We start from the raw sequence: 12,237 nt of genomic DNA on the forward strand, positions 1-12,237 counted from the left end.
GCTAAACGCCGGGCCAGCCCCCATCTCGGCAGACTAATTACCCCCGGTGTCGGGGCACAAGACGAATGAAGGCGCCGGCGCACCGGCGCTTTTTCGTTTGAAGATCGGACTTTGCCGTGGATCAGCATGCACAAGCGCCGCAACAGGCAAGCACCTTGCCTATTCCGCGCTGGGAGTTCATAGCGCTGTGCGCGGCATTGATGGCGCTCAACTCGCTGGCCATCGACATCATGCTCCCGGCGCTGCAGCAAATCGGCGCCTCGCTGGGCGTGAAAAATGAAAACCACCGCCAATACGTGATTGCCGCTTACATTCTGGGCTTTGGCGGCGGACAGCTGTTCTTCGGCCCGATCTCGGACCGATTTGGACGCCGTGCTCCACTCGTCGTCGGACTGGTGATCTATGTCGCGGCAGCGGCTGCGGCGGCAATCGCGCCGACATTCGCCACCCTTATCCTGTGCAGGGTTGTGCAAGGTATCGGCGCCGCGGCCACACGCGTCATCGCCGTCTCGATCGTGCGCGACACGTTCGACGGCCGGCGCATGGCCGAAGTCATGTCGCTGATCTTCATGGTGTTCATGGCCATTCCGGTGGTGGCGCCCGGCATCGGCCAATTCATCATGCTGTTCGCGACCTGGCACGTGATCTTCATCACCATGGCGGCAGGGGCGCTGATCGTGTCGGCGTGGGCACTGCTGCGCCTACCCGAAACACTGCATCCCGAACACCGCAGGCCGCTAACTGCCGAATCCATCATCGGCGGCTTCCGCATCGTGCTGACCAATCGCATGGCACTTTGCTACGCCTTCGCCAGCACTTTTGCCTTCGGCGCGATGTTCGGCTTCATCAACTCGGCGCAGCAGATCTACGTCGGCGTCTTTGGCGTCGGCGAGATGTTCCCGGTGATTTTCGCAGGGATAGCCGGCGTGCTCGCCTTTTCGAATTATCTGAATTCGCGCCTTGTCGGCCGTATCGGCATGCGCCGTCTGTCGCAGAGCGCACTGCTCTTGTTTCTGGCCATCAGCCTCGCCTGGCTGGTTGTTTCCATCCAAATGAAGATGCCGCTCTGGCTTTTCATCGCCTTCTTTGCTTGCGCGATGGTCCCGTTCGGCGCACTTGGCGCGAATTTCAACGCACTCGCCATGGAGCCGCTCGGCCAACTGGCTGGCACCGCATCGTCCATTCTGGGTTTCATGCAGACCTTCCTCGGCGGCCTGCTCGGCACGCTGATCGGTCAAGCCTTCAACGGCACGGTGACGCCCTTGGCCGCCGGATTCTGCAGCGTGTCGCTTGGCGCGTTGGTGATGGTGCTGATCGCCGAACGCGGTAAGTTCTTCCAGCCGCAGAACCCGCCGGTCTAGATCTTTGTTTTTGCGCAATTCCCCAGGGAAAGATCAGCCGTAGAATTGCGTGCCGGTTGGAGTTGTCCATGTCGTGCGAACACATCAGCTCGGCGCCATGATCCTCGACGAGCTTCTTTCACCCTGCGCATCGCGCATGATCCCCGGCAAGCCTACTCCGCCCAGAGCTCGCGTCGCAGTTCGCGCCAGCTTTCCTTGTCCGGCGCGGCGATGATGCCGCCATCGACATGCGAAGGCAGATAGGGGCCGCCGTCGAACCGTGCCGCATAACCACCTGCCTCGGCATGGATCAGCACACCGGCCAGATGATCCCACGGCATCAGCTTGTTGTAGACGGCGAAATGGCCATAGCCGCTCGCCAACAGCCGATATTCATGAGCCGCGCAGCGATAGGCGAACTGCGACAGGCACTTTGTCTGGTTACGCGCCAGCCGGGATCGTTCCGGCTCGGGTAGATACTGCCAGGAGACCGCACCGGTCATTGCCGAAATCGGCACAGGCTTGGCGACATGCACCTTCTCCAGAGTGCCGTGCGCATGCCGTATGTGGCTGCCAGCACCCTTGGCACCGATCAGCCAGTCCTTGCCGACGGGATCGTGAATGATGCCGGCGACTGTCTCGCCCCTCACCACGACACCGAGCATGACGCCAAACAGCGGCACACCGGAGGCGAAGTTGAAGGTGCCGTCGACCGGATCGATGACGAAGGCGAGATCGGCTTCACCGAGGCCCTGGAGCAGCGCCGGATCGTCGGAACAGGCCTCTTCGCCCACGATCATCGCCTTGGGGTAGCGCTCACGCAGCCTGACGGTGATGAGCCGCTCGGCATTCACGTCGGCCTCCGTCACCAGGTCGGCTGCCGAGGTTTTCTGGCGGACCTCGCCCTCATCCAGCCGGCGAAAGCGCGGCATGATCTCGGCAATGGCAGCGTCGGACAGAAGGTTGGCAAGCCAGTCGATCGCGGTGTCGTCAAATGTCATCGGAAATGTCTTGCCTTATGGTGAGGGTCTCGTTGAGGACGGCGAAATCGAACAGCTTTCTGTCGAGCAGATGCGAGGGCCGCACATTGGCCATGGCATGGATCATCGTGTCCTTGCGGCCGGGCATGCGCTTTTCCAGGTCGTCGAGCATCGCCTTCATCGCATTGCGCTGCAAGCCATCCTGGCTGCCGCACAGATCGCACGGGATGATCGGGAATTTCATGGCGCTGGCGAATTTTTCGAGATCGGCCTCGGCACAATAGGCAAGCGGCCGCAGCACCATGACGTCGCCGTCGTCATTGAGCAGTTTTGGCGGCATGGCGGCGAGCCGCCCGCCATGGAACAGGTTCATGAAAAAGGTTTCAAGTATGTCCTCGCGGTGATGTCCGAGCACCAGCGCCGAGCAACCTTCCTCCCGCGCGATGCGGTAGAGATGGCCGCGCCTGAGCCGCGAGCACAGCGAACAGTAGGTACTGCCCTGGGGCAGCTTGTCGGTGACCACCGAATAAGTGTCCTGATATTCGATGCGGTGCGGGATGGCGTATTTATCGAGATAGTCGGGCAATATGTGTTTGGGAAAATGGGGCTGGCCCTGGTCGAGATTGCAGGCCAACAGCTCGACCGGCAGCAGCCCGCGCCATTTGAGGTCGAGCAGCAAAGCGAGCAGGCCGTAGGAATCCTTGCCGCCCGACAAGGCAATCAGCCAGCGATCGCCTGGCCTCACCATCGAAAAATCGTCGACCGCCTGACGGGCGAGACGCAGCAGCCGTTTGCGCAGCTTGTTGAACTCGACGGAGGACGGCACATCGGCAAACAGCGGATGAAAGCCGCCTGCGGCATCGGCGATCGGCTCGAGTGTTTCTGGCAGCATGTTCATGGCGCGTCGGGCTCAATATCCTTGTTGCTGCCCGGATTAGCGCATCGGCCCTAAAATCGAAATCGATTTTCGGATATCCAAAAGAAAAGGCCGCCTCGACGGCGGCCTTCGGTGGTGTGGCAGATGAAGAAATCGATCAGCGCGAATAGAATTCGACGACCAGGTTCGGTTCCATCTGCACGGCGAAGGGGACATCCGACAGGCCGGGGATGCGCCCGAAGGTCGCGGTCATCTTGTTGTGGTCGACCTCGATGTAGTCAGGCACGTCGCGCTCGGCCAAGCCTACCGATTCCAGGACGATCACCAGTTGCTTCGACTTTTCGCGCACTTCGATGACATCGCCCGGCTTGCAGCGGTACGAGCCGATGTTGACGCGCTTGCCGTTGACATTGATGTGGCCGTGATTGACGAACTGGCGAGCGGCAAAAATGGTCGGCACGAACTTGGAACGGTAGACGACCGCGTCGAGACGCGATTCGAGCAGGCCGATCAGGTTCTCCGAGGTGTCGCCCTTGCGGCGATCCGCCTCTTCATAGACCTTGCGGAACTGCTTCTCCGAAACGTCTCCGTAGTGACCCTTAAGCTTCTGCTTGGCACGCAGCTGCAGGCCGAAATCGGAAAGCTTGCCTTTGCGGCGCTGGCCGTGCTGGCCGGGACCATATTCGCGCTTGTTGACCGGGGACTTCGGACGGCCCCAGATGTTTTCGCCGAGACGGCGGTCGATCTTGTATTTCGCGGATTCGCGCTTGCTCATCGCATTCCCTTTCAAAACAATACACCCGGAACCTCATGGTCCGGGTGAAGGAAACGCGCCCTCCTCTGGCCCCCGTTTTCGAGACCTGACAGGGTTCTCCCACGCAACGCGGCGGAAAACCCACGGGACACGTCATTTACAAGACCCGGGAAAATAGAGAGCTTCCCAAACGTCTTGCGCACATAAAGAAACCACCGGGCGTTGCGGCCCGGTGTTGGTGGGCTGATTAAACGGAGATTCAACCGGTGTCAAGCTCGCGGCTGGCGTCGGTGATTGCGAGCGGATACGGCCCAAGTGCCGCGGCTATCAAACCATCGAATCGGAACCGGGCCTTCCTGCGGGCGCGGACGAGCGGCTAGTGTTTCGATTTCTTCTCCGGCAGGCCCTTACGCTTGGTCTCGGCGAATTCCTCGAGCTGTTTTTCGCTCATGGATTTGTACATTCCCTTCGAAGCGCCTTTGAGCTCGCTCTTCTTGGTCTCGCCACGCTTGGCGGACAATGCCGCGCCGGCGGCTTTCTGCTGGGCCTTTGATGTGGCTGGCATGATCGTTTCTCCTGTTGCCAATAGGAGAAAACGTATCGGTCGGGATGATGTTCCTAAATATCAGGAAATCGCCAGCCCAAACCCCTGCATCAGGCGGCGAGTCGGAAAATCAACCCTCTTTGAGGTGAAGACAGCAAGATCGGCGCCTTCCGGCAGCGCCTCGCCGCGATTCCTGCCCTCGGTGTCAACGAGCAGCGAGAGCGCCCGTCGCGCGATCGCTTCGGCGGGATCGAGCCAATCGACCGGCCAAGGTGCCGTCTTGCGCATGCGGTTGGCCAGAAAAGGATAATGGGTGCAGGCAAGCACGACGATGTCGGTCCGCAGCGCGTCATGCTCGACGAAGCATGGTGCGATCTCGGTGCGCACGGCCTCTTCGTCGACAAAGCCCTCGCGCATATAGACCTCGGCCAGTCCCGCCAGGCTGTCGCTGCCAACCAGGCGGACATGGCATTTCTGGGCCCATTTGCTGATCAGATCGCGCGTATACTGACGCTTGACGGTGCCGGGCGTCGCCAGCACCGAAACAAGCCCGGAGCGCGTGCGTTCAGCCGCCGGCTTGATCGCCGGCACCGTGCCGACGAAAGGATGGCCGGGAAATCTTTCGCGCAGCGCATCGATGACCAGCGTCGAGGCGGTGTTGCAGGCGATGACCGAAATGGCCGGCGAAAAACGGTCGAGCAGCTTGCCGAACAGCTCCAATATATGCGCCCTCAGTGCTGGTTCCTCCCAGGCGCCATAAGGGAACGCCGCGTCGTCGGCGACATAGACGAAGCGACGGTCGGGCATCAGCACGCGCGCTTCGCGCAACACCGTCAGGCCGCCGAGGCCGGAATCGAACATCAGGATCGGGCGGGCGCTTGAGGGATCGGTCATTGTCATCGTTTACGAGAGAAATCTGCGATTAGGAGAGGAGGTCGAGAGGAGGTCGAGAGGAGGCTCGGACCTCGGCAGGAAGATGGTTACACATCCGAAGAATCCATCATTCTGAATGATGGACCACTCCAAATAACATTCGGTTACTTATGGTTAAGTCTAGTCTTTGGGTTAAGCCTAGTCTTTGTCTTTCGCCTTAGCGGCGCGTGCCGCTGCCGCCGGAAGCCGTCTTGGATCATCGCCAGGCGATCCGTCGCCGCGCGGCATGGCCGGCGAGAACCTGTCCAGCGATGATATTATACCGCGCAGCACCTTGAGCTCCTGCTCGGCGAAGCCGGCACGCGTCAGCACCGCGCGCAGATTGTCGACCATCTTCGGCTTCTTCGGCGCCGGGCGGAAATAGCCGCGCGCCTCGAGCGCGCCTTCCAGATACGCGAACAGGCCGTGCAACTGTTCCTTGGTCGCCGGCATCATGCCAGGGCTGGAAAAATTGGTTTTCGTTTCATCTTCCAAACCCGACTTCATCCATTCATAGGACATCAGCAGGGCCGCCTGGGCGATGTTGAGCGAAGAGAAGGCGGGATCGACCGGGAAGGTGACGATCTCGTCGGCCAGGCCGACCTCGTCATTATAGAGCCCGAACCGCTCGCGGCCGAACAGGATGCCGGTGCGCTGCCCGGCTTGCTGGCGTGCTCTCAGCGCCCTGCCCGCCTCGACCGGTCCGCGCACCGGCTTGAAATTATCGCGCGCGCGCGCCGTGGTGGCGAAGACGAAGTTCAGGTCGGCAACCGCCGAGCCCAGATCGTCAAAGACCGTGACGGCATCGATGACATGGTCGGCGCGGCTCGCGGCAGCGCGCGCCTTCTCGCTTGGCCAGCCGTCGCGCGGATTGACGAGGCGCAGTTCGGCAAGCCCAAAGTTCGCCATGGCGCGCGCGACCATGCCGATGTTCTCGCCGAGCTGTGGCTCGACGAGGATGATCGCCGGGCCTGCGGCAGGAGGGATGTCGTTGCTGGCTTGCATGATGTCAATGAACTGCTGTTTGCGGCATTTCAGCGTCCCCTGCCATATCCGGCCGCGAAAATGAAGCTTTCACAAAGAGCGGCCGATGGCGGTGGTCGAGCCAGGCCACGCGGATCGCCGTTTGCGCGGCCAAAAATGCTTTGATATACGGGCCGCATCCCCGGCCGAAGCCATGCGGGCAAGGCCGTTCCGATCCCCAACAATGAGGCATTCTTTCCATGGCGAAGATCAAGGTGGCGAACCCGGTCGTCGAACTCGACGGCGACGAGATGACCCGCATCATCTGGCAGTTCATCAAGGACAAGCTGATCCACCCCTATCTCGACCTCAAGCTTGAATATTACGACCTCAGCGTCGAACACCGCGACGCCACCAACGACCAGGTGACCATCGATTCGGCCAACGCCATCAAGAAGCATGGCGTCGGCGTGAAATGCGCAACGATCACGCCCGACGAGCAGCGCGTCGAGGAATTCAAGCTGAAGAAGATGTGGAAGTCGCCGAACGGCACGATCCGCAACATCCTCGGCGGCACCATCTTTCGCGAGCCGATCATCATGAAGAACGTGCCGCGGCTGGTGCCCGGCTGGACCAAGCCGATCATCGTCGGCCGTCATGCCTTCGGCGACCAGTACCGCGCCACCGACTTCCGCTTTCCCGGCAAGGGAAAGCTGACGATCAAGTTCGTCGGCGAGGACGGCAGGGTGATCGAGCATGAGGTGTTCGATGCGCCGGCCGCCGGCGTCGCCATGGCCATGTACAATCTCGACGAGTCGATCCGCGAATTCGCCCGCGCCTCGCTGAATTACGGCCTGCTGCGCAATTATCCGGTCTATCTCTCGACCAAGAACACCATCCTCAAGGCCTATGACGGCCGCTTCAAGGACATCTTCCAGGAAGTCTACGAGGCCGAGTTCGAAGCCGAATTCAAGGCGAAAAAGATCTGGTACGAGCACCGGCTGATCGACGACATGGTCGCCTCCAGCCTGAAATGGTCGGGCGGCTATGTCTGGGCCTGCAAGAACTACGATGGCGACGTGCAGTCGGACACGGTGGCGCAAGGTTTTGGGTCGCTCGGCCTGATGACCTCGGTGCTGATGACGCCGGACGGCAAGACGGTGGAGGCGGAGGCCGCGCACGGCACCGTTACCCGCCACTATCGCCAGCATCAGAAGGGCGAGGAAACCTCGACCAATTCGATCGCCTCGATCTTCGCCTGGACGCGCGGCCTCGCCCATCGCGCCAAGCTCGACGACAACGCCGACCTGAAGCGTTTTGCCGAGACGCTCGAAAGGGTCTGCATCCAGACCGTCGAGGCCGGCTTCATGACCAAGGACCTGTCGCTGCTGATCGGCCCCGACCAGCCATGGCTTTCGACCACCGGCTTCCTCGACAAGATCGACGAGAATCTGCAGAAGGCGATGGCCTGACGGCCAAAACCCGGCAACATCGAAGGCTCCGAGAGGAGCCTTCTTCTTAAGGCGAACAACGAGAGCGGAAGAAGGGTGATCGATGACCAAGCCGATCCTCTACGGGGCGGAGTACAGCGTCTACGTGCGCATCGTCCGCCTCGCGCTCGAGGAAAAGGGCATCGACTACGAGCTCGTGCCGGTTGATGTCTTCGCGGCTGAAGGCATTCCCGGCTGGTATTTCGAGCATCATCCGTTTGGGCGCATCCCGGCCTTCGAGCATGACGGCTTTCGCCTGTTCGAAGCGAGCGCGATTGCGCGCTATGCCGACGAAGCGTTTAGTGGGCCGGCTTTGCAGCCGGTTGAGGTTCGGCCTCGCGCAACCATGAACCAGCTCATCGGCATGCTCGACGCCTATGCCTATCGGGCGATGGTCTGGGATGTCGCTGTCGAGCGGCTGGAGAAGACGGCGCCTGACGAGGCTTTGATCGCCGCCGGACTTCGGCAGGCGAGAACTGTGCTTCGCGTGCTCACATCACTGAAAGCCGCCGGGCCGTGGCTGCTGGGCGAGCAATTGACGCTGGCCGATTTGCACGCGGCACCGATCATCGGCTACTTCGTCAAGGCCGCCGAAGGGCGCAAGCTGCTGGCCGAATTTTCCGATATTCTGGCCTGGTGGGACCGCATCGCTCAGCGTCCAAGCTTTTCCGGACCCGAAAAGGCAGGGTGAGGCGAATGGCAGCCGCTCATTCGGGAAGGTAGATTTCCGCCTTCATGAAGGTCTTCGCACGACCTTCGATCAGCACACGATCTCCAGCCAGGTCGCACAGCAAATGCCCGCCGCGCTGCGAGCATTGGAATGCCGACAGATGCGTCTTGCCGAGTTTTTCAGCCCAGTAAGGCACCAGCGTCGCATGAGTGGAGCCAGTCACCGGATCCTCAGGAATGCCCGCCCCAGGCACGAAATAACGCGAGACGAAATCATGGGCTCGCCCAGGCGCGGTAATGACCAAGCCAAGAGGATGAAGGGTTCCGATCCTGAGCAGATCGGGAACGAATGACCGTACGGACGACTCGTCGGCAAGCTCGACAAACAGGTTTTCGAAATTGCGGAAGCTCGCAACCGGACGCAGGGGAAATATCTCTTGCAGCGCCGGCGTTAACTCCACGCCGAGCGGCTGCGGCGGAAAACACGGCAGATCGAGCTGGTAGGCACCTTCCCGCTGCGAAACCCGCAACTCACCTACCCGCGTGGCAAAGGCCATGTCGCCAGGCACATTGTGTTCCGCGGCCAATACATGGGCGGTCGCAAGAGTAGCATGGCCACAGAAGTCGACTTCATGAACCGGCGTGAACCAGCGCAAATCCCAACCCTTGCCATTCGGCCGCGCAAACGCGGTTTCAGCAAGGTTGTTCTCGTTTGCGATGGCCTGCATCACATCGTCCGATAGCCAGTCCGCCAAAATGAGAACGGCAGCAGGGTTGCCCTGGAAAGCCCGTTCGGCAAAAGCGTCGACTTGATACATAGTCAACGTTGCCACATCATCCCCGCTGCCACTTCGGCCTCGCGTTACCGGTGCAGGTTCACGCAGCTTCCAGCGCCGCCTTCACCGCAGCAATCGCATCCTCGGCCTTCGAGGCATCCGGGCCACCGGCCTGGGCCATGTCAGGCCGGCCGCCGCCGCCCTGCCCGCCCAAGGCCGCGGACGCCACGCGCACCAGATCGACGGCGCTAAAGCGGCCGGTCAGGTCGTCGGTGACGCCGACCACGACGCTGGCCTTGTTGTCCTCGCCGGCGCCAACGAAGACGACGATGCCGGAGCCGAGCGACTTCTTGCCGGCATCGGCCAACGGCTTCAGATCCTTCGGCGAAACGCCGGACACCGCCTTGCCGAGGAAACCGACACCGGCAATGGTTTCGTTTTCCGCAGGCACGCCGGATGGCGAGCGGTCGCCCAGCGCCAGCTTCTTGCGCGCTTCGGTCAGTTCCTTCTCGAGCCTCTTGCGCTCATCGAGCAGCGCCTCGACGCGGGCCGGCACGTCGGCCGGCGAAATCTTCAACGTGGCAGCGACCGCCTTCAGCCGTTTGTCCTGCTCGTCCAGATGCTTTCTGGCCGCCTCCCCGGTCAACGCCTCGATACGGCGCACGCCGGCGGCGACAGCGCTGTCCGACACGACGCGCACCAGACCGATATCGCCGGTCGCCCTGACATGCGTGCCGCCGCAGAGCTCGACCGAATAGGGCCGGTTGGCCTTGGCGCCATGCAGGCCCGTACCCATCGAAACGACGCGCACTTCGTCGCCGTACTTCTCGCCGAACAGCGCCATGGCGCCCTCGGCAATGGCATCGTCGACAGACATCAGCCGCGTCGACACCGGGCTGTTCTGGACGACGATCTCGTTCGCCATCCGCTCGACCTCCTCGAGTTCGTCAGGCGAAATCGGCTTGTTATGCGAGATGTCGAAGCGCAGACGCTCGGGCGCGACCAGCGAGCCCTTCTGCGCGACATGGGTGCCCAGCACCTCGCGCAGCGCCTCATGGATCAGATGCGTGGCGGAATGGTTCGCGCGCAACCTGGAGCGGCGCGCATGGTCGACCTTCAGCTCGACGGTTGCGCCCGTGCTGACCGTGCCGCTGACCACCTTGCCGAGATGCACGAAAAGCCCATCGGCCTTCTTCTGCGTATCGGAGATCTCGATCGAGAACCCTTCGCCTGAAATGACGCCGGTATCACCCATCTGGCCACCGGACTCGCCATAGAACGGCGTCTGGTTGACGACCACGGCAACGGCGTCGCCCTTGGCCGCGCTGTCGACGGTCTTGCCGTCCCTGACCAGCGCCTGGATGAGGCCTTCCGCCTGCTCGGTCTCGTAGCCGAGGAACTCGGTGGCGCCGGCCGTCTCGCGCACCGGGAACCACACCGTTTCGGTCGCGGCCTCGCCGGAACCAGCCCAGCTCTTACGCGCCTCGGCCTTCTGCTGTTCCATCGCATTGGTGAAGCCGGCAAGATCGACCGAGATGTTGCGCTGACGCAGCGCGTCCTGCGTCAGGTCGAGTGGAAAGCCATAGGTGTCGTAGAGTTTGAAGGCTGTCTCGCCATCCAGCATGTCGCCGGCGCCCAGTCTTTCCGTCGCCTCCGAAAGCAGGCCCAAGCCGCGCACCAGGGTCTTGCGGAAACGGGTTTCTTCAAGCTTCAGCGTCTCGGTGATCATCTGTTCGCCGCGCAGCAGTTCCGGGTAGGCCTGGCCCATCTCGCGCACCAGCGCCGGCACCAGCCGCCACATCAGCGGATCGCGGGCACCGAGCAACTGTGCGTGGCGCATGGCGCGGCGCATGATACGGCGAAGCACATAGCCGCGACCTTCATTGGACGGCAGCACGCCGTCGGCCACCAAAAAGCAGGACGAACGCAAATGGTCGGCGATGACGCGGAACGAGGCGACGGTGTCTGCATCCGGGCCGCGGCCGAGCGCGGATGACGCAGCGTCGATCAGGTGACGGAACAGGTCGGTCTCGAAGACGCTTTCCACCCCCTGCAGAATGGAGGCCATGCGCTCGAGCCCCATGCCGGTGTCGATCGACGGGCGCGGCAGATCGATGCGCTCGTCCTTCGTCACCTGTTCATACTGCATGAATACCAGGTTCCAGAATTCGAGGAAACGGTCGCCATCCTCCTCGGGGCTGCCGGGAGGGCCACCCCAGATGTGCTCGCCACGGTCGATGAAGATCTCCGAGCACGGCCCACAAGGTCCGGTGTCGCCCATTGCCCAGAAATTGTCCGAGGTCGGAATGCGGATGATGCGATCGTCGGAAAAGCCGGCGATCTTCTTCCAGAAGCCGGCGGCCTCGTCATCGGTGTGATAGACGGTGACCAGCAGCTTGTCCTGCTTCAGCCCGAACTCCTTGGTGATCAGATTCCAGGCAAGCTCGATGGCGCGTTCCTTGAAATAGTCGCCGAATGAGAAATTGCCGAGCATCTCGAAGAAGGTCAGGTGGCGCGCCGTGTAGCCGACATTGTCGAGGTCGTTGTGCTTGCCGCCGGCGCGCACGCTCTTCTGGGCGGTCGTGGCACGCGAATAGGGCCGCTTTTCCAGGCCGGTGAAGACATTCTTGAACTGCACCATGCCGGCATTGGTGAACATCAGCGTCGGGTCGTTGCGCGGCACCAGCGGGCTCGACGCGACGACCTCATGACCCTCCTTGCGGAAATAGTCGAGGAATGTCGACCGGATCTCGTTCACGCCACTCATGAATAATACTGCCTTCTGGAGAGAACCGCCGGCCCGGCCGACGGTAAATGGACTCTTCGTTTTAGAAGATCGATTGGGCCTTTTAGCGATCACGCCGCAGCCTGTCCAGAAACACGGAATTGGGCCAACTTGCGGGCTTGCAGGTCATCGGCGCCACCGCTGAAA

Annotated in this window: 11 protein-coding genes; 3 read left to right on the plus strand and 8 right to left on the minus strand. The window is 61.8% G+C overall.

The annotated features are described in order from the left end of the window. Window positions 1-116 precede the first annotated feature (116 nt). The gene (locus NKH73_RS19325) at window positions 117-1,361 is read left to right on the plus strand and encodes a multidrug effflux MFS transporter (RefSeq protein WP_352934847.1); all 1,245 of its coding nucleotides are present in this window, start codon (window positions 117-119) and stop codon (window positions 1,359-1,361) included. Between the two features lie 152 nt (window positions 1,362-1,513). Here the strand turns inward: NKH73_RS19325 and NKH73_RS19335 are convergent, their stop codons facing one another. From NKH73_RS19335 to NKH73_RS19360, 6 genes are all read right to left on the minus strand, one after another. After that, entirely contained in the window at window positions 1,514-2,341 is an 828-nt protein-coding gene (locus NKH73_RS19335; protein ID WP_352934850.1) for an inositol monophosphatase family protein, read from the minus strand. Continuing rightward, window positions 2,331-3,218: a tRNA 2-thiocytidine(32) synthetase TtcA gene (gene ttcA / locus NKH73_RS19340; protein ID WP_352934854.1), complete on the minus strand. Its 888-nt coding sequence runs from the start codon at window positions 3,216-3,218 to the stop codon at window positions 2,331-2,333. Before ttcA ends, NKH73_RS19335 begins: the two co-directional genes overlap by 11 nt. Window positions 3,219-3,354: 136 nt before the next feature. Next, window positions 3,355-3,972, minus strand: a complete 618-nt coding sequence (gene rpsD, locus NKH73_RS19345; RefSeq protein WP_095489591.1) for a 30S ribosomal protein S4 — start codon at window positions 3,970-3,972, stop codon at window positions 3,355-3,357. A gap of 355 nt (window positions 3,973-4,327) precedes the next feature. Next, the gene (locus tag NKH73_RS19350; RefSeq protein ID WP_023717374.1) at window positions 4,328-4,516 is read right to left on the minus strand and encodes a DUF3008 family protein; all 189 of its coding nucleotides are present in this window, start codon (window positions 4,514-4,516) and stop codon (window positions 4,328-4,330) included. A gap of 60 nt (window positions 4,517-4,576) precedes the next feature. Then, window positions 4,577-5,389 (minus strand): glutamate racemase, encoded by an 813-nt coding sequence (gene murI / locus NKH73_RS19355; protein ID WP_352934858.1) that lies wholly within the window; start codon window positions 5,387-5,389, stop codon window positions 4,577-4,579. A gap of 177 nt (window positions 5,390-5,566) precedes the next feature. After that, window positions 5,567-6,412: an RNA methyltransferase gene (locus NKH73_RS19360; RefSeq protein ID WP_352934861.1), complete on the minus strand. Its 846-nt coding sequence runs from the start codon at window positions 6,410-6,412 to the stop codon at window positions 5,567-5,569. A 218-nt stretch (window positions 6,413-6,630) separates the two neighbouring features. Between NKH73_RS19360 and NKH73_RS19365 the strand changes: the two genes are divergently transcribed. Both NKH73_RS19365 and NKH73_RS19370 read left to right on the plus strand, forming a co-directional pair. Next, window positions 6,631-7,842, plus strand: a complete 1,212-nt coding sequence (locus tag NKH73_RS19365) for an NADP-dependent isocitrate dehydrogenase (RefSeq protein WP_352934864.1) — start codon at window positions 6,631-6,633, stop codon at window positions 7,840-7,842. An 82-nt stretch (window positions 7,843-7,924) separates the two neighbouring features. Then, entirely contained in the window at window positions 7,925-8,551 is a 627-nt protein-coding gene (locus NKH73_RS19370; RefSeq protein ID WP_352934867.1) for a glutathione S-transferase family protein, read from the plus strand. A 16-nt stretch (window positions 8,552-8,567) separates the two neighbouring features. On the opposite strand, the gene NKH73_RS19375 is transcribed toward NKH73_RS19370, so the two are convergent. Together NKH73_RS19375 and alaS are read right to left on the minus strand one after the other, a co-directional pair. After that, a complete protein-coding gene (locus tag NKH73_RS19375) occupies window positions 8,568-9,347 on the minus strand; it encodes a PhzF family phenazine biosynthesis protein (protein ID WP_352934870.1) in 780 nt (259 codons plus the stop codon). Between the two features lie 58 nt (window positions 9,348-9,405). After that, entirely contained in the window at window positions 9,406-12,072 is a 2,667-nt protein-coding gene (gene alaS, locus NKH73_RS19380) for an alanine--tRNA ligase (RefSeq protein WP_352934873.1), read from the minus strand. Between the last annotated feature and the right edge of the window lie 165 nt (window positions 12,073-12,237).

The sequence above is a fragment of the Mesorhizobium sp. M0938 genome, assembly GCF_040319125.1.
Taxonomy (GTDB): domain Bacteria; phylum Pseudomonadota; class Alphaproteobacteria; order Rhizobiales; family Rhizobiaceae; genus Mesorhizobium; species Mesorhizobium robiniae.

Excerpts from the sequence above, each read along its gene's own strand:
- NKH73_RS19335 (WP_352934850.1), bottom strand. The coding sequence starts at position 2,341 with ATGACATTTGACGACACCGCGATCGACTGGCTTGCCAACCTTCTGTCC.
- ttcA (WP_352934854.1), bottom strand. The coding sequence starts at position 3,218 with ATGAACATGCTGCCAGAAACACTCGAGCCGATCGCCGATGCCGCAGGC.
- rpsD (WP_095489591.1), bottom strand. The coding sequence starts at position 3,972 with ATGAGCAAGCGCGAATCCGCGAAATACAAGATCGACCGCCGTCTCGGC.
- NKH73_RS19350 (WP_023717374.1), bottom strand. The coding sequence starts at position 4,516 with ATGCCAGCCACATCAAAGGCCCAGCAGAAAGCCGCCGGCGCGGCATTG.
- murI (WP_352934858.1), bottom strand. The coding sequence starts at position 5,389 with ATGACCGATCCCTCAAGCGCCCGCCCGATCCTGATGTTCGATTCCGGC.
- NKH73_RS19360 (WP_352934861.1), bottom strand. The coding sequence starts at position 6,412 with ATGCAAGCCAGCAACGACATCCCTCCTGCCGCAGGCCCGGCGATCATC.
- NKH73_RS19365 (WP_352934864.1), top strand. The coding sequence starts at position 6,631 with ATGGCGAAGATCAAGGTGGCGAACCCGGTCGTCGAACTCGACGGCGAC.
- NKH73_RS19370 (WP_352934867.1), top strand. The coding sequence starts at position 7,925 with ATGACCAAGCCGATCCTCTACGGGGCGGAGTACAGCGTCTACGTGCGC.
- NKH73_RS19375 (WP_352934870.1), bottom strand. The coding sequence starts at position 9,347 with ATGTATCAAGTCGACGCTTTTGCCGAACGGGCTTTCCAGGGCAACCCT.
- alaS (WP_352934873.1), bottom strand. The coding sequence starts at position 12,072 with ATGAGTGGCGTGAACGAGATCCGGTCGACATTCCTCGACTATTTCCGC.